Origin of the sequence: Sphingobium sp. MK2 (genome assembly GCF_040170545.1) — a bacterium.
GTDB lineage: Bacteria > Pseudomonadota > Alphaproteobacteria > Sphingomonadales > Sphingomonadaceae > Sphingobium.
Window position 1 is genome coordinate 62,809 of record NZ_JAZDXA010000020.1, and the last position, 20,698, is coordinate 83,506.

Below are 20,698 nucleotides of genomic sequence, written 5' to 3' on the forward strand. Positions count from 1 at the left end.
GCGCAGCATGACCACCCCCCTCACGTCCCATGAACCCGCCACCGGCGTCCTGCTCTGGCAGGGCGAGGCGGGGGACGTGGAGGCGGAGGTCGCGCGCGCCCGTGCCGCCTGGCCGCGCTGGGCGGCGCAGCCCATCGCGGTGCGCATCGAAACCCTGCGCCGTTTCGTCAATATCGTGCGCCGGAACGAGGATGCGCTGGCCGACCTGATCGCGCGCGAAACTGGCAAGCCGTTATGGGACGCCCATGCCGAGGTGAGCGCCGTGATGGCGAAGGTCGATATCTCGGTCGCCGCCTATTCGGAACGCACCGGGCAGAAACGTCTGGAGGCGGCGCTGGGCGCGCGGCAATCGGTCCGGCACAAGCCACATGGCGTGATGGCAGTCCTTGGCCCCTATAATTTCCCCGCGCACCTGCCCAATGGCCATATCATTCCCGCGCTGCTCGCGGGCAATGCGGTTGTCTTCAAGCCCTCCGAAAAGACCCCGGCGGTCGGCGAGATGCTGGTGAAACTCTATCATGAGGCGGGCGTCCCGTTCGACGCGCTACGCCTGCTGCTCGGCGGGCCGGATGCCGGCAAGGCGCTCGCCGCCCATCCCGATGTCGGCGGCATCCTGTTCACCGGGTCCGCCCAGACCGGCATCGCCATCAACCGCCAGTTCGCGGCCCAGCCTTCCAAGATTCTGGCGCTGGAAATGGGCGGCAACAATCCCATCGTCGTGTGGGACACGCCCGAAATCAACGCTGCCGCCGTGCTGGTCGTCCAGTCCGCCTTCCTCAGCAGCGGCCAGCGCTGCACCGCCGCCAGCCGCCTGATCGTCAAGGACGCCATCGCGGACAGGTTCATCGCCGAGGTCAAGAAACTGGCTGACCGGCTGATCGTCGATCACCCCCATGCCAACCCGACGCCCTATATGGGCCCGGTCATCGACAATGCGACCGCCGACGGGCTGACCGAAAGCTTCCTCTGGCTGATGAGCAATGGCGGCAAGCCGATCAAACATATGGTGCGCCCCAAAAAGGGCCTGCCTTTCCTTAGCCCCGCCATCATCGACGTGACCGCAATGGCCGAACCACCCGATGTCGAACTGTTCGGCCCGCTGCTCCAGGTCGTCCGCGTCGCTGAGTTCAGCGATGCGATCGCGCAGGCCAATAGCAGCCGCTATGGACTGTCCGCTTCGCTGATCGGCGGATCGCCCGACCAATATAATCAGTTCTGGGCCAATGTCCGCGCGGGCGTCATCAACTGGAACCGCCCGACCAACGGCGCCTCCTCGTCCGCGCCGTTCGGCGGCGTCGGCATTTCGGGCAACCACCGGCCAACCGCTTATTATGCGGCGGATTATTGCGCCTATCCGGTCGTGTCGGCGGAAATCGAAACCCCCCGCGCCGCGATCGGCGTGGGCCTCAAGGACATTGACGTCAGCGCGATGGGCGACTGATCCGTCCCCCGCCAAAACATTTCCTACCCCTGCCCATAAGCATTCTGAATTGAACTCGCCCCGCGCTTTGGCCACATGGCGAACATGGCTGACACTTCACCTGCTACCGTCCACCTGGTGGGCGCTGGACCCGGCGACCCGGAACTGCTGACGGTCAAGGCCGTGCGCCTGATCCGCGATGCGCGGTTGATCGTGCATGACGGGCTGGTGTCGGACGCTATTCTCGCGCTCGCTTCCCCCGACGCCGAACTCATCTCGGTCGCCAAGCAGCGCAGCCGCCATTCCATGCCACAGGACGCGATCAACGCGCTGCTGGTCCGCTGCGCGCTGGCGGGCGAAGCGGTGGTGCGGCTGAAAGGCGGCGATCCCTTCATCTTCGGTCGTGGCGGCGAGGAAGTCGATGCCTGCCGCGCAGCGGGCGTGCCGGTCGAGGTCGTGCCCGGCATCAGCGCCGCCATCGGTGCCGCCGCGCAGGCGCAATTGCCGCTGACGCACCGCGATGCGTCGAGCGCCGTCACCTTCGTCGCGGGCCAGTGCAAGGGGCTGACCGATCAGGACTGGTCGGGCCTCGCTGGCAAGGGCCGCACGCTCGTCATCTATATGGGCGTGGCGACCGCCGCGCAGATCGCCGACAAGCTGATCGCCGATGGCGTATCGCCCGCCCTGCCGGTCGCGGTGCTGGAAAACGGCACCCGCGCCGACATGCGCACGCTGCGCACCCTGCTCGCCGACTTGGGCGATATGGTGGAGCGCGAAGCCGTGATCAGCCCGGCGCTGATCGTGGTCGGCGATGTGGCGAGCCATGCCCTGGCGCGCGACGTGCTGGTCGGCTGGGCACAAAGACAGGAACATGGGGCGGAGATGCGTTCGTGAAGATTTTGACGGGTAATGATCTGGCGTCGGGCGACGTCATCTGGTGGGCGGGCGATGGCTGGTCGCGCCAGGTCGGCGATGCCGCCGATGTCGGCACGCAGGGCGACGATCTCGCCCGTGCCGAGGAAGCAGCGCTGCGCGTCGTCGGCGCCTATGTGATCGACGCGACCATCACCGATGACGGCGTGCGCCCGGCCCATATCAAGGACCGCATCCGCGCGCTGGGGCCGACCGTGCGCCCCGACCTGACCCTGAAACCGAACGATGCCGATGCCGGCAACTGGGTGATCTGAACCATGTATCGTTATGACAGCTACGACCAGTCGATCGTCGATGCCCGCGTCGAGGAATTTCGCGACCAGACCCAGCGCCGCCTCGCCGGTGCGCTGACCGAGGACCAGTTCAAGCCGCTGCGGCTGATGAACGGCCTCTACCTGCAACTCCACGCCTATATGCTGCGCGTCGCCATCCCCTATGGCACATTGTCGGGCACGCAATTGCGCAAGCTGGGCGAGATTGCGGGCAAATATGACAAGGGCTATGCCCATTTCACCACCCGCCAGAACCTGCAATATAATTGGATCAAGCTGGCCGACGCGCCCGACATCCTCGCCGAACTGGCGACGGTCGAGATGCACGCCATCCAGACATCGGGCAATTGCATCCGCAATATCAGCTCCGACCAATATGCAGGCGTCAGCGCGGACGAGGTGGCGGACCCCCGCCCCTGGGCCGAATTGCTGCGCCAATGGTCGAGCTTCCACCCTGAATTCACCTATCTGCCGCGCAAGTTCAAGATCGCGGTAATCGCGTCCGACGATGATCGCGCGGCGATGCGCCTGCATGACATCGGCCTCAAGCTGGTCGAGCGTGACGGCGTCGTCGGCGCGGAAGTCTATGCCGGTGGCGGTATGGGCCGCACCCCGATGGTCGCGCCGCTGATCCGCGACTTCGTGGCCGAGGACGAGATCATCTCCTATCTCGAAGCCTGCCTGCGCGTTTACAATCGCCACGGTCGCCGCGACAACAAATATAAGGCCCGGATCAAGATCCTGGTCCATGAGATTGGCGTCGAGGAATATAAGCGCCAGGTCGAGGAAGAGTTCGCCCATATGCGCAACCTTGGCCTCAACCCGCCGGTCGAGGAACTGGCCCGCATCCGCGCCTTCTTCGCGCCGCCCGCCTATGAAAGTGGCCTGTCCGACACGATCGACCGCAGCGACCGGGCATTCGCGCTCTGGCTCGACCGTCAGGTCGCGGCGCACAAGGTGCCCGGCTATGCCATCGTCAACATCAGCCTGAAACCGATCGACGGCATCCCCGGCGACGCATCGGCCGAGCAGATGGCGCTGGTGGCGGACCTGGCCGAAACCTACTCCTTCGACGAACTGCGCGTCACCCATGCGCAGAACCTCGTCCTGCCCCATGTGCAGAAGGCGGACCTGTTTGCCATCTGGCAGAAGCTGGCGGCGGCGGGGCTGGCTGAAGCCAATCTCGACCTCATCACCGACATCATCGCCTGCCCTGGCCTCGATTATTGCGCGCTGGCCAATGCCCGCTCGATCCCGCTGGCGCAGAAGATCGCGGCGCGCTTCGCCGATGCGGAGCGGCAGGCGGACCTGGGCGAATTGAAGCTCAAAATTTCGGGCTGCATCAACGCCTGCGGCCACCACCATGCCGGGCATATCGGCATATTGGGCGTGGACCGGCGCGGCGTCGAGAATTTCCAGTTGCTGCTTGGCGGCTCCGGCGCGGAGGACGCCTCGCTCGGCCAGATCACCGGCCCCGGTTTCTCGGAAGATGGCGTGGTCGATGCGATCGAGAAGGTCACCGACATCTATCTGGCCGAACGCACCGCTGGCGAACGCTTCCTCGACACCTATCGCCGCATCGGCATGACGCCCTTCAAGGAGGCGATTTATGGTTGATGCCTCCTTCTCCCCCGTTCGGGCTGAGCTTGTCGAAGCCCTGTCCTTCTTGAAGAAAAGTGCAGCCCTTCGACAGGCTCAGGGCGAACGGAGTGTGTGGCATGGTTGAATTTCTCTCCTTCCGGGACGGCGAATCCACGCAGGAACCCGCCGTGACGGTCGAAGCCTTCACCGGCCAGTCCAACGCCACCGCCGTCCGCATTGAACCCGGCGAAGACGCGCGTGAATTGCTGCCGCACCTCGATCGCATCTCGCTGGTGGAAGTGAATTTCCCCGGCTTTGGCGACGGGCGCGGCTATTCGGCGGCGCGCATCCTGCGCGAGGCGGGCTATGCGGGCGAATTGCGCGCCGTCGGCGACGTGCTGGTGGACCAGATCGTTGCCATGCGCCGCTGCGGCTTCGACAGCTTCCACCCGGCCAAGGCGCTTGACGATGCCGCCGTCGATCGCGCGCTCACCCGCTACGCAGACGTCTATCAAAAGACGATCGACGGCCGCGCGCCCATTTGGGCAAAGCGGCACCCGGAGACACAGAATGGCTAAAGCCGCCCGCACGCTCGACATCATCGACACTCGCCCCGCCTTCGCTCAGGCGGATGCGGACGCACTCAACGCGCGGTTCGAGGGTGTGGGCACGCTGGACATGCTCAAGACCGTCTTTGCCGAAGGGCTGGCCGGGAATGTCGCGGTCGTCTCTTCCTTCGGCACCGAAAGCGCCGTGCTGCTGCATCTGGTGGCGCAGGCGGACCCGACCGTGCCGGTGATCTTCGTCGACACGCTCAAGATGTTCGCTGAAACGCTTACTTATCGCGACACGCTGATGGACGCCTTCGGCTTCACCGACAGCCGCACCGTGACGCCGATCGCCGAAGTGATCGCCAAGAAGGACGAGACCGGCCTGCGCTGGTCCTATGATCCCGACGGCTGCTGCGAAATCCGCAAGGTCGAGCCATTGAAGCGCGCCAAGGATGGCCTCGACGCCTGGATTTCCGGTCGCAAGGCGTTCCAGTCGGTGACCCGGCAGAACCTGCCCCGCTTCGAGGTTGAGGACGGTCGGCTCAAGATCAACCCGCTGGGCGACTGGACCAAGGATGATCTGGAGGCTTATTTCGCCGACCACGCCCTGCCCCGCCACCCGCTGGAGGCGCAAGGCTATCTCTCGATCGGCTGCGAACCCTGCACGTCCAAAGTGCTGCCCGGCGAAGACCCGCGCGCAGGCCGCTGGCGCGGCTGGGACAAGGTCGAATGCGGCATCCACTCGCCCGTCACGCCCCTCCCCGTGGTCGACCCGGAAGACCCGGCCAACATGCCGGTATTCTGAGCTTTTGGTTCATGCGGAGACGCGATGACGCGGAGAAGGGGGGAGAAAGGCAGCTACCATCCCCACCCCGGCCGCGGGCCGCAAAAAATCTCCGCGCCTCCGCGCCTCCGCGTGAACAAAAGCAAACCCCAGACGATCGCTCAGCCGTTCGCCCACCATATCAGCGCCCGCCGGAAGATGGCGGCCTAACCCGCCGCCCGGACGATCTCCGCCCAGGCCTCCTCGCTGATCACCTCGATCCCCAGCGCGCTCGCCTGCTTGAGCTTGCTCCCCGCCCCCGGCCCCGCGACCACCAGGTCCGTCTTGGCGCTGACCGATCCCGCCGCCTTCGCGCCCAGCCGCTCCGCCTGCGCCTTGGCCTCGTCGCGGCTCATCGTCTCCAGCTTGCCGGTGAACACGATCGTCTTGCCCGTCACCGCGCTGGCGGTGGTTTTCACCACATAGGGCGGCGGCGATACCTCGCTCAGCAGATCCTCCCATGCCGTCACATTATGCGGCTCATGGAAGAAGTCGGCGAGCGCATGGCCCACCGCCGCGCCGACATTTTCCACGCCGATATGCTCGGCAATCGCCTTGTCGCGCTTGGCCTGCGTCTCGCCCTCCGGCGCCGCCGCACGCAGCGCCATGATCTCCTGCGCCAGCGCGCGCACCGCTTCCAGCGTCGTGTAGCGCTTGAGCAAATCGCGCGCCGTCACCGCGCCGACATGGCGGATGCCCAGCCCGAACAGCAGCCGTGCGGCATCGGGCGCGCGCTTCGCCTCGATCGCGGCGAGCAGATTGTCGACCGACTTTTCCTTCCACCCCTCGCGGCCGACCAGTTCGGCGCGATGGCGCTTGAGGCGGAAAATATCGGCCGGTTCGGTGATCCAGCCCAGATCCAGAAACTCCTGAATCGACTTCTCGCCCAGCCCCTCAATATCCAGCGCCACGCGACTGACGAAATGGCGCAACCGCTCGAACCGCTGCGCCGGGCAGATCAGCCCGCCGGTGCAGCGATAATCGACCTCGCCCTCCTCGCGCACCGCCTCGCTCTGGCAGATCGGACATTGGGCCAGGAAGATATAGGGCGCTCGCGCCTCGTCGCGGCTCAGATTCTCGACCACCTGCGGGATGACGTCGCCCGCCCGCTGCACCACAACCCGATCGCCCGGCCGCACCCCCAGCCGCGCAATCTCGTCGGCATTGTGCAGCGTCACATTGGACACCACCACCCCGCCGACCGTCACCGGGGTCAGCCGCCCCACCGGCGTCAGCTTGCCGGTGCGCCCGACCTGAATGTCGATCGCCTCCAGAGTCGTCTGCGCCCGTTCGGCCGGAAATTTATGCGCGATCGCCCAGCGCGGCGCTTTCGCGACAAAGCCCAATCGCTGCTGCCAATCGAGCCGGTCGACCTTATACACCACGCCATCAATATCGAACGGCAGGTCCGCCCGCGCCCGCTCGATCCCGCGATAATGGGCCAGCAGCGCCTCAAGCGTCTCGACCCGCACTAGCATGTCGGACACCGGCAATCCCCAATCCGCAATCGCCTGCATCACGCCAAGCTGCGTGTCAGCGGGCAAATCGCTATGCGCGCCCCAGCCATGGGCGAGGAAACGCAACGGACGGCTGGCGGTCACGCTCGCCTCCTTCTGCCGCAGTGATCCGGCGGCGGCATTGCGCGGATTGGCGAACTGCCGCGCCTTCTCCGGCTCGTCCGCTTCAGCCATCAGCCGGGCGTTGAGCGCGGCAAAATCTGCCTTGGCCATATAGACCTCGCCCCGCACCTCGAACAGGTCGGGCACGGCTTCGCCCGTCAGGCGCTCAGGAATATCGCCAATGGTGCGGACATTGGCGGTCACATCCTCGCCCGTCGCCCCGTCCCCCCGCGTCGCGGCCAGCACCAATTCGCCCTTCTCGTACCGCAACGAACAGGACAGGCCGTCAATCTTCGGCTCGGCCGTCAGCGCCACCGGCGCATCCTCCGGCAGCGCCAGAAAACGCCGGACCCGCGCGATAAACTCACCAATATCCGCATCGGCAAAGCCATTGTCGAGGCTCATCATCCGCTGCGCATGCGCCACTTTCTTGAGCGCCGACGTTGGCGCAGCCCCGACCTGGGCATTGGGCGAATCGGCCCGCACCAGATGCGGAAACGCCGCTTCAAGGGCGTTATTCTCGGCGATCAGCGCATCATAGGCCGCGTCGCTAATCTCCGGCGCATCCGCGTCATGATAAAGCCGGTTATGCTTCGCCACCTCGCGCGCCAGGCGCATCAGACGGTTGGCGGCATCGGCGTCGGAAAGGGTCTCAAGGTCGATCATGCCTCCTCCATAGCCGCCTTGGCAGCCCGTGCGGAAGAGTGAAGCTTGTCCACAATCGCCAAAGGCGATGGCAGAAGATTTAAGCAAAGAGCAAGGTCCGCCTTGCTATGAAAAGCTGGTCGCTTTCCCGCGATAGAGTATATGGACGTCACATGCGGAAATGGTTCATCGAACGGGCGCCCGACAGAGACGTGCTGCTAAAGAGCCGCTGGCTCGCGCCCGTCGCATCACGTCTCGCACCGGCTACGATCTGGCAATTCAACCGGCGCAGCATCGCGCGCGGGCTGGCCTTGGGCCTGTTCGTGGGATTCATTCTTCCCATTGGCCAGATCATTCTGGCCGTGCTGTTCGCCGCGTCCATCCGCGCCAATATATTGATCGCCAGCGCGGCAACGCTGATCACCAACCCACTGACCTTCCCCCCCATTTATTATGCGGCCTATCGCACCGGCACTTTCCTGCTGGATCTTGTTGGCGGTGCCAGGGCGGCACAGACCATAGCGGCCGCGCAGCCCACGGGTATCTGGACATCGCTCAGCGCGACGTCGCTTTCCACTTTCGTCGGGTTGCTGGTGTTTGCGACCCTGTCGAGCCTTCTGGCTTTCGCGGCCGTGCATCTGGCATGGCGCGTCTCGCTCATCTGGCGATGGCGGCGGCGCGGCGGCACTGATCGGGCTGTGACGCGACCAACCATCCATCAGGAACCACCTTCGGTCTGACCCGTTAGCTTTTCATGCACCATCATGAGGAGAAGCGCTAATGACCGACGAAAAGCATAAACCCACGCCGGAGGATCAGCGCGAATATCTGCGGCACCAGACCGACACGCCAAATGAAGGTGCCATTCGCGGGGTAAACCCTAACGCCCCGGTCGATGGTGCCTTCAACGCAGAAGGCCATCGCCCCGTTCTGGAACACAGCAGGAAGGTACGTTGATGCAGGTTCAGGTTAACAGCGATAATGCCGTAAAGATCGGGGCTGACGCGATCGGCGACACGGAAACCAGGGTGCGTGAGCGCCTGGACCGCTTCGCATCGCGCCTTACGCGCGTCGAAGTGCATTTGCGCGATCATGACGGACCGGACACGCAGACCGAAGACGGCCTGGAAGCCATGATCGAAGTGCGTCCGGCGGGTCAACAGCCGCTTTCGGCGTCGCATCGTGCGCGCCGCGTCGAAGAGGCCGTTACTGGTGCGCTGTCAAAGGTCACGTCGCGTCTCGACACGACATTCGGCAAGCAGCGTCACAGTAGCTGACAGGTCCGCAAGAAAAGGCGGCGGCCATCCATAGCCCGCCGCCTTTTTTGATTCCGTCTTATTTGCGCGCCTTGCGTGCGGCGTAGCGCGCGTCCCGCGCTGCCTTGCGCTCGGCCTCGCTAGCGACAGGTGCCGGCTTGGCCGCAACGGCCGCCTGCTCGCGTTCCGCTTTCCGGGCGAGATCGGCCTCCTGCCGCGCGCGCAGGGTAGCTTCACGGCGCTCCCGTGCAGCCGCTTCCTTCTCCAGACGCTTGGCCAGCTTTTCGGCCTGCTCAGCCTCGTCGACTGGCGGCTTGGCACGCAATTTTTCCAGCGCCTTGGTCTTGGCGTCCTTGGCGGCGGCGACCCTGTCCTGAAAACCGGGTTCCCTATATCCTCGCATAAATTCGCTTCATCCTGTCAATAGCGTGATGCCGCCCGTCATCCGGCAAAAATCGAGCCGAGATTGCGGTCCCGCACCTCTCATGCCCCAAGGCGCGACCGCCTGGAAAAATCCACGCGGGGCCCATATCTACGCGCTTCCACAGGGAATATCCCGGCCATCAAGACCAAAGGACTGGTGCCGCTTACAGGACTCGAACCTGTGACCCCCGCATTACGAATGCGATGCTCTACCAACTGAGCTAAAGCGGCTTGCGGCGGGCAGATAACAGCGGTTGGGGCGCAGGACAAGCGGGCTTTTCATCGAAAGCGCATATCCGCCCTCATCTTCACGCCAAATTTACCATCCGCTGCCACTGTCGAGTCCCAGATGAAGCGCTTTTATCTGTTTTAGGGACAGGCCGAATGGATACTCTATGGGGGCTTGATGTCGCCAACGACCGGGACGACGTCAACCATAGCGACGATGCCGCCATTGACGCGCCGCTGACGGTGGTGTCCGACGAACGGCGGATGCAGGTGCGCGCCTATAATTATTGGGCCTCGCTGCTGGGCGATCGCGCGCTTCCCTCGATCGAGGATCTGTCACCCGAAGAACTGGACGATTTCGGCCCCTACAGCATCCTGCTCGATTTCAGCACGGGTCTGGAAAACCCCTCGGTCGTCTATCTCGGCACGGCCTTGCGGCAGGAGTGCGAAATCGAAGGCGCGATCACCTATATTGACGATGTCCCCGCCCGCTCGCTCGTGTCGCGGCTGACCGACCATTATCTCCAGATCATCGCCAATGCTGCGCCGATCGGCTTCGAGGCCGAATTCGTCAACCAGCGCGGTGCCGACATCTTATATCGCGGCATATTGATGCCCTTTTCGTCCGATGACGAGACGATTGATTTCGTCTTTGGCGTCATCAACTGGAAAGAACTGGCAAACCGCCAGATGCGCGCCGCGCTGGAAGAGGAAGTCAGCGCAGCATTGCGCGCGGCACCACTGGCTGGCCCGACGACCGCCATCTGGGCCGATGGCCCGTCCGCTGATGCCACGCCAAAGCGCGCGCCCACGCAGGCAGAAGCCGAGGATGAACCGCTCGACCTGGCCGGCATGGAAGCGCCCGACGAAGAAGCGCCGCTCGCCGACTGGCTGGCGCTCGCCCGTGATGGCGCGGAACGGGTTCGCGTCAGCGAAGCGCGCAGCCATGCCGCCCTCTATCGCGCGATCGGCCTCGCCTATGATTTCGCCTTGGTAGCAAAGGCCCGCCCGGACGATTATGCCGCACTGCTGGCGGATTACGGCATCAAGGTGCAGGCGCGCAGCCCCATGACCGCGATCATCAAGCTGGTCTTCGGCGGCACCTACGACAAGACGCGGATCACTGAATATGCGACCGCGCTCGATCATGGCTGGGCGACGGGCCTGGGGGTCGGGTCGCTTGCTGACTATCTCTCCCATTATACAGGCGGCCTCAAGGCCCTGGTCCGCGATGAACGCGCCCTGCGCCGCGCCGAAGCGCCGCCGCGCCCCGACCGCCGCCACAAGGCCCGCATCGCGATGCAGGCGGCAAGCGCATTGCCTGCCGACGCCATCGCCACGGATGCCGATGGCCTGGCCGTCGTCATCGCCCGGCGCGAAGCCGACGGCTCACTCGCCCTGGTCGCGGCGCTGCCGCAGGGGTCCGACCTCGGCCAGAAAGTCATCGTCGCCGCCGCGCGCTGATCTGGCAGCCCGGCCGGACGAGACGGCATAGTCGCGCGCTTACCCGCCTCAACTCGCACGAAAATAGTTTCGTCCCATGGCGGAACCGCCTCGACATGCCAGTGGGCCGGGCCGATAGTCGCGTGCCGATATGAAGCGGCGGACCGGATGACACATCATCATATTATTTCAATTTTCAGAAACTTTATTCCATAGCCTGGGTTGAGCCTCCTTCAAGGCGGAGGCATATAGGCGATCTTAAAGCCGGGGAGTCGCATGGCGGCGTCCAGCCTCTCCTCCGTTCCATGAAAGCGGGAATGCACCCGCTGGTGAGAGGTAGCGAATGACGACGCTGGCTGACGCGAAGACCAAGGAAGTCGATACGGGTATCCGTCAGGCGCTGGAAACGGCGCTGGCGCGCGGCGCGCTGCCGGGCGAGCGGGAAGGCTTTGATGAAGCGGCGCTGACCGCCGCGGCGACCTTCGTCGGCCGCACCGCCCATGCGCGCCAGCCGGGACAGCCGGTCATCGCCATCGAAACATTGGGGGAAGGCGCGACCGGCCGCTATATGCGGATCGCCCTCGTCAATGACGACATGCCCTTCCTGGTCGATTCGATCGCCAATGCTTTGGCCGCCGCCGACATCACCATCCACCGGCTGCTCCATCCTATCCTGTCCATCACCCGCGACGGCGACGGCGCGCTCGCCGCGATCCTCGACGATGATGCGCCTGGTGCCCGCCGCGAATCAATGATCTATATCGAGGCGGACCGGGCCGACGCGAAGGCTCGCCGCGCGCTGGAAAAGGCGCTGGCCGAAACGCTCGCCGATGTGCGCGCCGCCGTCGCTGACTGGGCGCCGATGCAGGCCGCGATGCAGGCCGATGCCGATGCCGTCCCCGATGAAGAAGGCGCGGCGCTGCTGCGCTGGTTCCTCGCGCGCCATTTCACCCTGACCGGCCATGAAGTCATTCACCGCGACGGCAGCAGAAGCGCACAAAGCGGTATCTGCTCGCGCAATGACAAGCCACTGATCGCCCCCGCCTCGCTCGAAGCCGCCTTCACCTGGTTCGAGGAAGGCAAGCGCAACCCGCTCATCATCAAGTCCAACCGCCTGTCGCGCGTGCATCGCCTGGTGCTGCTCGATCTCGTCATCGTGCCCGTGCGGGAGGGCAAGGAGGTCAAGGCGCTGTCCATCCATGCGGGCATGTGGACCAGTTCGGGCCTGTCGGCGACGCCGGACAAGGTGCCGGTGCTGCGCTCGGCGCTATCGGCGCTGATGGACAAGTTTGATTTCGATCCGCAGGGTCATGCCGGCAAGACGCTGGTGCATGCCCTGACTGCCCTGCCGCACGACATATTGATCGGCTTCGATCGCGACACGCTGGAACGGCTGGCGCTGACCTTCATGTCGCTGACCGATCGCCCCCGGCCCAAGCTTGCGCTGGCGAGCAGCCCGCTCGCTCGCCATCTCTACGCCTTCGTCTGGCTGCCGCGTGACGAAGTCTCGACCGCGCGCCGCTTCTCGGTGCAGGAAATGCTCTCCATGGCTGCCAATGCGCCGGTGCTGAGCTGGTCGATCGCGCTGGAAGAAGGCGGCCTCGCGCTGCTGCGCATCACGCTCGACCTGCGCGAAGGCGGCATCATTCCCGATGACACGCTGCTCGATCGCCACCTCAAGCAGATGGTGCGCGGCTGGGCACCGGCCGTCGAGGAAGCGCTGGCCAAGACCGAGGATGCGGGTCGCGCCGCCGCGCTGGCGCAACGCTATGCGGGCGGATTCCCCATGGTCTATCGCAATGGCGCTGGCCCGGATGAAGCGGCGATCGACATTCGCCTGATCCATGGCCTGTCGGGGCCGGGTGACAAGTCGATCCGCATCTATCGCAATCCCGAAGATTGCGCCGAACGGCTGCGCCTCAAACTCTACAGCCATCATGGCATTGCGCTGTCCGAAGTCGTCCCGGCATTCGAGAATTTCGGCTTCCGCGTGATCGAGGAAATGACGACGGCGCTGGATGGCGGCAAGCTGGGCAATGTCCAGCGCTTCGTGCTGGAACTGCCAGCAGGCGGCGATGCGCAGGCCGTCGTGGACCGCGCCACCATCGTTACCGAAGCCATTGCCCAGGTGCTGGAAGGACGCGCGGAAAATGATCGGTTCAACGAACTGATCGTCACCGCCGCGCTCGCGCCCCGTTCGGTCGTCCTGTTCCGCGCCCTGTTCCGCTATCTGCGCCAGACCGGCATGGCTTATGGCATGGCCACCTTTGCCGACACGCTGCGCCGCGCGCAGGGGGTCACCGCCAGCCTGGCCAATCTGTTCCAGGCGTTGCACGACCCGGTCGGCCGCGATGGTGCGGAAGAGCGGATTGCCGCTGCCCAGGCGGAAATCGACGCCGGTCTCGAAGCCGTCACCGCGATTGACGAGGATCGCGTGCTGCGCCTGTTGCGCGCGGTTATCAGCGCAACCTTGCGCACCAATTTCTACAGCGACGCTGCCACCGAAGCGCTGGCATTCAAGCTCGACAGCGCCCAGATTCCCGGCCTCCCCGCCCCGCTCCCCTGGCGCGAAATCTGGGTCTATTCGCCGCGCGTCGAGGGCATTCATCTGCGCGCTGGCCCGGTCGCGCGCGGCGGCTTGCGCTGGTCCGACCGACGCGACGATTTCCGTACCGAGATATTGGGGCTGATGAAGGCGCAGCGCGTCAAGAATGCCGTCATCGTGCCAACCGGCGCAAAGGGCGGCTTCTATCCCAAGCACCTGCCCAATCCGCAGGTCGATCGCGACGCCTGGCTCGCCGAAGGTACGGAAAGCTATCGCATCTTCATTCGCGCGCTGCTGTCGGTCACCGACAATATCGTCAATGACCATGTGCGGCATCCGACCAAAGTGGTCGTGCGTGATGGCGACGATCCCTATTTCGTTGTCGCGGCCGACAAGGGCACGGCCACCTTCTCCGATGTCGCCAATGCCATCGCGCTCGACCGCAAATTCTGGCTGGGCGACGCTTTCGCCAGCGGCGGCTCCAACGGCTATGACCATAAGGCGATGGGCATCACTGCGCGCGGCGCGTGGCTATCGGTCCAGCGCCACTTCGCGGAAATGGGCGTCGATGTTCAAAGCGAGTCCGTCACGGTCGTTGGCTGCGGCGATATGTCGGGCGATGTGTTCGGCAATGGCATGTTGCTGTCGAAAGCCATCAAGCTGGTCGCCGCCTTCGATCATCGCCACATCTTCTTCGACCCCGCGCCCGATCCCGCCAAAAGCTGGGAAGAGCGCAACCGCCTGTTCCAACTGCCCCGGTCGAGCTGGGAGGATTATGACAAGGCGCTCATTTCGCCGGGCGGCGGCGTCTTCTCCCGCGCGCTCAAGCGCATCCCGCTGACCCCGGAAATCCAGCAGATATTGGGCGTGACCGAAACCGAGATGGAGCCGGGCGCGCTCATCTCTGCCATTCTCAAGGCGCCTGCCGACCTGCTCTGGTTCGGCGGCATCGGCACCTATGTCAAGGCGACGGCCCAGAGCCACAGCGATGTCGGCGATCCCGCCAACGACCGCCTGCGCGTCAATGCCGAACAATTGCGCGTCAAGGTGGTGGGCGAAGGGGCCAATCTGGGCATCACCCAGGCCGGTCGCATTGCCTATTCCCTCAATGGCGGACGCATCAACACCGACTTCATCGACAATAGCGCGGGCGTCGATTGCTCGGATAATGAAGTCAATATCAAGATCGCGCTGAACAAGGAAATGGCCGAAGGACGGCTATCCTTCGAAGCGAGAAATGCTTTGCTCGAAAGCATGACCAACGCGGTCGGCGATATTGTGCTGGAGGATAACCGGCTGCAGGCGCTTGGCCTCTCGATCGCGGAAAGTGGCGGTGCAGCCGACCTCGCCAGCTATGTGCGGCTGATCGAAACATTCGAGGAAACAGGGCGGCTCGACCGCGCTGTTGAGGGGCTGGCCGCCAATGATCAGTTGTTGCGGCGCGGACAGGATGGCCAGGGCTTCACTCGCCCCGAACTTGCCGTTTTGCTCTCGACGGCCAAGCTGGCCTTGCAGGACGCGATCGAACATGGCGACCTCGCCAGCGATCCGGGGATGGACACCGAATTGATGGCGGCCTTCCCCCCGGCGATGCAGGATCAGGAAGCCGATGCGATCGCCGCCCATGCCCTGCGTAAGGAGATTATCGCGACCAAGGTCGCCAACCGCATCGTCAATCGCCTGGGCATCATCCATCCGTTCGAACTGGCCGAGGAAGAGGGCTGCTCGCTCGCCGACCTCGCCAGCGCCTTCCTCATTGCAGAGCGGCTCTACGATATCCGCGCGCTCTGGGCGGATATTGACGCGGCGCATATGTCGGAGGATGCCCGCCTCGCCCTGTTCGGCGACATTGCGGGCGGTATGCGGGCGCAGATTGCCGATATTCTGCGCAGCCTGCCCGCAGGCACGCTGCCAACCGCTGGCCTTGATCTTCTGTCCACGGGCGTTGACAGCCTCGCTGCGCAGGTCGACGATCTGCTCACCTGCGAGGCGCAGCGGCGCACCAATGCCGTAACCGATCGCCTCCTTGGTCTTGGCGCACCTGAAGCCCTCGCCCATCGCGCCGCTGGCCTGTTCAAACTTGACGGAGCCGTTGGCATTGCCGCGCTCGCCCGGCGGATGGAGGTGAGCGAAGTCGCCTTGACCCGCGCCTTCACCCATCTGGGCGAAGCGGTCGGCATCGACTGGGTCCAGTCCGCCGCTGCGCGGATGGAGCCGACCGACCCGTGGGAGCGGCTGCTCATCTCCGGCGTCGCCCGCGATATGCAGCAGGTGCGGCTCGACTTCCTGGCGCAATGCACCGCGAATTGCGACGCCAGCGACGTCGCCGCCCATGTCGAAAGCTGGCTGCAGAAGAAGGGCGACCGCGTCCGCCAGTTCCGCACCCTGGTCCAGCGCGCCAAGGCCGCCGCCAGCCCCAATGTCGCGATGCTCGCCGAAATCGCGGGCCAGGCGCGCGGCCTGCTGGGACGCTGAACCGATGAAGGGGTTATGTCCGCAAGGCGGACATGACCCCGTAGATCATTCCGGGGCGGTTTCCGGCAGCGGCGCGCTGTCGGGCGCCGCACTGGCATCCTTGGCCTTCCCCGGCACGCCCAGACCCGGCCCGTACATCGGCACGACCGGCTCATCGCTCACGCGCCCGTGCAACGCCTCGATCTCCGCCTTGCGCTGCTTGAGATACAGGTCGCGATAGGTGCCATAGGGGTCTTCCTGCGCCCGAATATCGGTGATCCGCTCGTCGAACGCGGCGCGTTCCCCCAATTGGCGCAGAATGTTGGCGGGAATGACATAGGTCGGCTGGTTGAACGGCTTGCCCAAGACAAAGGGTGTAACGATGCCATCGACGCCATAGCCGACGAGATCACGCAGCGTCGTCGGCCCGATCACCGGCAGATACATATATGGCCCCGGCCCGACCCCGTAAAAGCCCAGTGTATTGGCCAGGCCATTGGGCCGATAGGGCAGATGGAAGGGCTTGCGCTTGGCGACATCGAACAGGCCGACAAAGCCCAGCGTCGAATTGATCGCGAACCGCCCCGCCGTCTCCGCCGCCTTGCCGGGCTTGAGTTGCAGCAGATAGGCCGCAAACACCACCGGCTCCTGCAGATTGGAAAAGAAGTTGCGCAATCCCTTGCGCGCCGGACGCGGCAGGCCCTTATTATAGGCCTTCGCCATCGGCCCGACGACATTCTTGTCCACCGACTGCACGGCCTCAAAACTCTGCGCGTTGATCTGTTCCAGCGGATCGCCCTTGGGCGGCGCGCGGTCGCCGGTCACGACGATATCCTGGACATCATCCTCCGGCTGCGCAGGCGGCGCGGCCGGCACCGTTTCCACCACCGGCTCGACCGGCAATTGCGGCGCAGCCGCAGCCTGCGTCCCGATCATCATCATTCCTGCGGCGACGCCCGACAGCAGCATAATATTTTCCCTGATAACGGCGCTTACTCGCTCTCCCATGAGCGGAGCCGACCCCAAACCACGACGTCTCGGTGATCGTTCTTCCGTATGCCGTCGGTCAAGCAGCTAGGCGCGACGTAGCGACAGGTCAATAGTCTCAATATGCAACTGACTGACCTGCGGCACTGCTGCCACACTTTGTTACACTTTCTTCCTGCGACTCGTTTGCAATTGAGAGTCGTTCGCGATATGCGATCATCCTCATCTCAGCAGGACCAGTCCCCACCCCGATGCACGGAACCGCCCGCATCCCTTCACAAAAGAAAAAGAGCGCCAAGGCGTTCTGGCTCAAGCAATTGCACACCTGGCATTGGGTCAGCTCGGCGATCAGCCTCATCGGCCTGCTGCTCTTCGCCTTCACCGGCATCACCCTCAACCATGCCGCCGATATCGAAGGATCGCCGCAAACGGTCGAAAAAGCGGCGACCCTGCCCGCCAACCTGCGCGCCCAGATCGCCCCCGATGACCAGCCCGACGCCAAGAAACCCCTGCCCGCCCCCGTCGCCGCCTGGATCGAACAGGCGGTGGGCCAGCGCGGCACCGGCGAAGCGGAATGGTCCGCCGACGAAATCTACCTCGCCTTGCCCCGTCCCGGCGGCGACGGCTGGGTCTCGATCGACCGCACCGACGGCACCGTCACCAGCGAAGCGACCAGCCGCGGCTGGATCAGCTACCTCAATGACCTGCATAAGGGCCGCAATGCCGGGACCGTGTGGAAATACTTTATCGACATTTTCTCGGTCGCCTGCTTCCTCTTTGCGCTGACCGGCCTCGTCCTGCTCCAGCTTCATGCCAAGAAGCGGCCTTCCACCTGGCCGCTGGTCGCGGCGGGCCTCGCTTTGCCCGCCATCCTCGCCATCATCTTCATTCATTAAGGGGGACTATCCATGCAGATCCGCTATCGCCTGGCCCTGACCGGCACGGCTGCGCTCGGCGCGGCGGCTACGGTCGCCGCACCCGCCACCGCGCAGACGCTGAACCTCTCGGTCGCCATTCCGCGCCTCTCGGTCGCCGAATATCACCGCCCCTATGTCGCCATCTGGATCGAAAAGGAGGGCGCGGCCCCGCGCAGCCTGTCGGTCTGGTATGATTATGACATGAAGAATGGCGAGGGCACCAAATGGCTGCGCGACGTGCGCCAATGGTGGCGCGCCTCCGGCCGCGCGCTCAAGCTGCCCGCCGATGGCGTAACCGGCGCAACCAAGGCACCCGGCGACCATAAGCTCAGCTTCACCGCAGGCAAAGGCCCGCTTGGGGGCCTTGCCCCCGGCAACTACACGCTCTTCATCGAAGCCGCCCGCGAAGTCGGCGGCCGCGAAGTCGTCCGCCTGCCCTTTGCCTGGCCGCCAAAGCCCGGCGCGATCGTCAAGGCGCAGGGCAGCACTGAACTGGGCGCCGTCGCCCTCACCTTCGGCAAATAAAGGGGATTGGACCATGAAAGCCACATATCTGCTCGCGGGCGCGCTTGCCGCCCTGATGCTGCCCGCCACCGCGCAGGCCCATCGCCAATGGATGATGCCCTCGGCCACCACCCTGTCGGGTGACGACAGCTGGGTGACGGTGGACGCCGCCATTTCCAACGACCTCTTCTATTTCGAACATTTCCCGATGGCGACCGACGGCATCGCCGTGACCGAGCCGGACGGCAGCACCGGCAAAATCGAAAACGCGGCCAAGGGCCGCTATCGCTCGACCTTCGACGTGCATCTGACCAAGCCCGGCACCTATCGCATCGCCAATGTCTCGACCGGGGTGATGGGCAGCTATATGTTGAACGGCAAGCAGGAACGGCTGCCGCGCGGCACGACCAAGGACAAGCTGGCCAGCGTCATCCCGGCTGGCGCGACCGATGTGCAGACCGCCGAAATGTCCAACCGCAACGAGATTTTCGTGACATTGGGCGCGCCGACTACGACCATCTTCAAACCCACCGGCACCGGCATCGAAATGGTCCCCGTCACCCATCCCAATGATCTGGTGTCGGGCGAAGCGGCAACCTTCCAGTTCCTGCTCGACGGCAAGCCGGCGGCCGACCTCAAGGTCACCGTCATCCCCGGCGGCATCCGCTATCGCGATGCGCTGGGCCAGATGGACCTGACCGCCGACAAGGATGGCAAGGTCGTCGTCACCTGGCCGGAACCCGGCATGTATTGGGTGAATGCCAGCATCGGCGGCGGGCGCGAAGGCGGCCCCGGTGGTCCTGGCGGCATGGGTGGCCCCGGCGCAGGCGCGCCCGGCGCAGCGCCCACTCCCCCGGCGCGTCCGGCTGGCCCACCCCAGCGCCGCGCTGCCTATGTCTCCACGCTGGAAGTGCTGGCCCCCTGACGACCGGCATCCGCATCGCCATCCCGCCCGACCTGTCGCCTGACCTGTTCGTCGGGCGACAGCGGGCGGGCCGCGTCACGACGCTAGGCGGCCCGACCATGGGCACCAACTGGTCGGCGCATATCGTCGATCCGCCCGCTGACTGCACGGCGGCAATCGAAGCCGTGCTGGCCCGCATCATCGCGCAGATGAGCCATTGGGCGCCGGACTCGGTCATCAGCCGCTTCAACCGCGCGCCCGTCGGCACCTGGATGCCACTCCCCGCCGACATGCTGACCGTCCTGCGCGCCGGGCTCGACATGGCCTGGCGATCGGATGGCGCATTCGATCCCGCCATCGGCCATCCGGTCGACCGATGGGGCTTCGGCCCCGCCATCCTCCCCCGCCCCGACGCTGCGCCGATGACGCCGCCTTGGCAGGCGATCGAGATCGACGGCGATCAGGCCCGTCGCCACGCGCCCGTAGCGCTCGACTTCTCCGGCATCGCCAAGGGGTTCGCCGTCGATGCCGTCGCCGCCCGCCTGCGCGCCATGGGCCTTGCCAACTTCCTCATCGAAATCGGCGGCGAACTACGCGGCGAAGGCATCAAGCCCGACATCCAGCCCTGGTGGGTCGATGTCGAATCCCCCCCGGACCTGACTATCCCGGTCCTGCGCGTCGCCCTGTCCGGCCTGTCGGTCGCCACGTCGGGCGACTATCGCCGCTACCGTCTGGAAGATGGCCGACGCCTCTCGCACAGCATCGATCCGGCCAGCGGCACCCCCATCGCAACCGGCGTCGCCTCGGTCACCGTCCTGCACCACAGCGCGATGCAGGCCGACGCCTGGGCCACCGCGATCACCATCCTCGGCCCTGCAAACGGCATGGCCCTAGCCACCCGCCACGCCCTCCCCGCCCGCCTGATCCTGCGCACCGACAGCGGCGCGCAGGAATATATAACGCCAAAATTGGCGGCGATGCTGGAGTGATCGCGCACCGCGGTTAGGCGGGGCCTGCGGGCTGATGAATTACCCCCTCCCCGGCGGGGAGAGGACTGCGCAGACTGGCAGCTTGCTGCCTAGAGCCGGATGACTTGAGGCTACCCCTTTTCGTCATTGCGAGCGCAGCGAAGCAATCCATTGTGGTGCCGATGGATTGCTTATGCGCGGTTTTGCCTGTACCGGACAGCGAAA

Annotated in this window: 18 protein-coding genes and 1 tRNA gene; 15 read left to right on the plus strand and 4 right to left on the minus strand. The window is 65.0% G+C overall.

The window, feature by feature from the left end; all coding sequences use genetic code 11:
• The first annotated feature begins 7 nt into the window (after positions 1–7).
• The 6 genes from astD to V2I08_RS11410 all read left to right on the plus strand — a co-directional run bounded on the left by astD (position 8) and on the right by V2I08_RS11410 (position 5,562).
• The gene (gene astD, locus V2I08_RS11385) at positions 8–1,441 is read left to right on the plus strand and encodes a succinylglutamate-semialdehyde dehydrogenase (protein WP_349635207.1); all 1,434 of its coding nucleotides are present in this window, start codon (positions 8–10) and stop codon (positions 1,439–1,441) included.
• A gap of 84 nt (positions 1,442–1,525) precedes the next feature.
• Positions 1,526–2,314 (plus strand): uroporphyrinogen-III C-methyltransferase, encoded by a 789-nt coding sequence (cobA, locus tag V2I08_RS11390; RefSeq protein WP_349635208.1) that lies wholly within the window; start codon positions 1,526–1,528, stop codon positions 2,312–2,314.
• Complete coding sequence (locus V2I08_RS11395) at positions 2,311–2,607, plus strand: DUF2849 domain-containing protein (protein ID WP_349635209.1); 297 nt, start codon at positions 2,311–2,313, stop codon at positions 2,605–2,607. Before cobA ends, V2I08_RS11395 begins: the two co-directional genes overlap by 4 nt.
• 3 nt (positions 2,608–2,610) lie before the next feature.
• Positions 2,611–4,242, plus strand: a complete 1,632-nt coding sequence (locus tag V2I08_RS11400) for a nitrite/sulfite reductase (RefSeq protein WP_349635210.1) — start codon at positions 2,611–2,613, stop codon at positions 4,240–4,242.
• A gap of 101 nt (positions 4,243–4,343) precedes the next feature.
• Entirely contained in the window at positions 4,344–4,784 is a 441-nt protein-coding gene (locus V2I08_RS11405) for a DUF934 domain-containing protein (protein ID WP_096061030.1), read from the plus strand.
• A complete protein-coding gene (locus tag V2I08_RS11410; RefSeq protein ID WP_349635211.1) occupies positions 4,777–5,562 on the plus strand; it encodes a phosphoadenylyl-sulfate reductase in 786 nt (261 codons plus the stop codon). Before V2I08_RS11405 ends, V2I08_RS11410 begins: the two co-directional genes overlap by 8 nt.
• Positions 5,563–5,747: 185 nt before the next feature.
• On the opposite strand, the gene ligA is transcribed toward V2I08_RS11410, so the two are convergent.
• Entirely contained in the window at positions 5,748–7,865 is a 2,118-nt protein-coding gene (gene ligA / locus V2I08_RS11415; RefSeq protein WP_349635212.1) for an NAD-dependent DNA ligase LigA, read from the minus strand.
• A gap of 152 nt (positions 7,866–8,017) precedes the next feature.
• On the opposite strand from ligA, the gene V2I08_RS11420 reads away from it, so the two are divergent.
• From V2I08_RS11420 to V2I08_RS11430, 3 genes are read left to right on the plus strand one after another with little or no spacing between them, the layout of a single operon-like run.
• On the plus strand, positions 8,018–8,584 hold the full coding sequence (locus V2I08_RS11420; RefSeq protein WP_349635213.1) for a DUF2062 domain-containing protein: 567 nt from the start codon (positions 8,018–8,020) through the stop codon (positions 8,582–8,584).
• 40 nt (positions 8,585–8,624) lie between these two features.
• Positions 8,625–8,801, plus strand: a complete 177-nt coding sequence (locus V2I08_RS11425) for a hypothetical protein (RefSeq protein ID WP_349635214.1) — start codon at positions 8,625–8,627, stop codon at positions 8,799–8,801.
• Positions 8,801–9,121, plus strand: coding sequence for an HPF/RaiA family ribosome-associated protein (locus V2I08_RS11430; protein WP_310225097.1), 321 nt, complete (start codon positions 8,801–8,803; stop codon positions 9,119–9,121). Before V2I08_RS11425 ends, V2I08_RS11430 begins: the two co-directional genes overlap by 1 nt.
• 58 nt (positions 9,122–9,179) lie before the next feature.
• Here V2I08_RS11430 and V2I08_RS11435 read toward each other — a convergent pair whose 3' ends face one another.
• Together V2I08_RS11435 and V2I08_RS11440 are read right to left on the minus strand one after the other, a co-directional pair.
• Positions 9,180–9,503 carry a DUF6481 family protein gene (locus tag V2I08_RS11435; RefSeq protein ID WP_310225099.1) on the minus strand — a complete coding sequence of 108 codons (324 nt, stop codon included), beginning with the start codon at positions 9,501–9,503 and terminating at the stop codon, positions 9,180–9,182.
• 175 nt (positions 9,504–9,678) lie between these two features.
• Positions 9,679–9,754, minus strand: a tRNA-Thr gene (locus tag V2I08_RS11440).
• 153 nt (positions 9,755–9,907) lie between these two features.
• Between V2I08_RS11440 and V2I08_RS11445 the strand changes: the two genes are divergently transcribed.
• Positions 9,908–11,215: a hypothetical protein gene (locus V2I08_RS11445; RefSeq protein ID WP_349635215.1), complete on the plus strand. Its 1,308-nt coding sequence runs from the start codon at positions 9,908–9,910 to the stop codon at positions 11,213–11,215.
• 322 nt (positions 11,216–11,537) lie between these two features.
• A complete protein-coding gene (locus V2I08_RS11450) occupies positions 11,538–16,214 on the plus strand; it encodes an NAD-glutamate dehydrogenase domain-containing protein (protein WP_349635216.1) in 4,677 nt (1,558 codons plus the stop codon).
• A gap of 45 nt (positions 16,215–16,259) precedes the next feature.
• Here V2I08_RS11450 and V2I08_RS11455 read toward each other — a convergent pair whose 3' ends face one another.
• The gene (locus V2I08_RS11455) at positions 16,260–17,162 is read right to left on the minus strand and encodes a VacJ family lipoprotein (RefSeq protein WP_349635217.1); all 903 of its coding nucleotides are present in this window, start codon (positions 17,160–17,162) and stop codon (positions 16,260–16,262) included.
• Positions 17,163–17,431: 269 nt separating this feature from the next.
• Here V2I08_RS11455 and V2I08_RS11460 point away from each other — a divergent pair, with 269 nt between their 5' ends.
• The 4 genes from V2I08_RS11460 to V2I08_RS11475 all read left to right on the plus strand — a co-directional run bounded on the left by V2I08_RS11460 (position 17,432) and on the right by V2I08_RS11475 (position 20,494).
• On the plus strand, positions 17,432–18,076 hold the full coding sequence (locus V2I08_RS11460) for a PepSY-associated TM helix domain-containing protein (RefSeq protein ID WP_037476864.1): 645 nt from the start codon (positions 17,432–17,434) through the stop codon (positions 18,074–18,076).
• Positions 18,077–18,088: 12 nt separating this feature from the next.
• A complete protein-coding gene (locus tag V2I08_RS11465; RefSeq protein WP_349635218.1) occupies positions 18,089–18,622 on the plus strand; it encodes a DUF2271 domain-containing protein in 534 nt (177 codons plus the stop codon).
• Positions 18,623–18,635: 13 nt separating this feature from the next.
• Positions 18,636–19,526: a DUF4198 domain-containing protein gene (locus V2I08_RS11470; protein WP_349635219.1), complete on the plus strand. Its 891-nt coding sequence runs from the start codon at positions 18,636–18,638 to the stop codon at positions 19,524–19,526.
• A 98-nt stretch (positions 19,527–19,624) separates the two neighbouring features.
• The gene (locus V2I08_RS11475) at positions 19,625–20,494 is read left to right on the plus strand and encodes an FAD:protein FMN transferase (protein WP_349635220.1); all 870 of its coding nucleotides are present in this window, start codon (positions 19,625–19,627) and stop codon (positions 20,492–20,494) included.
• The last annotated feature ends 204 nt before the right edge of the window (positions 20,495–20,698 follow it).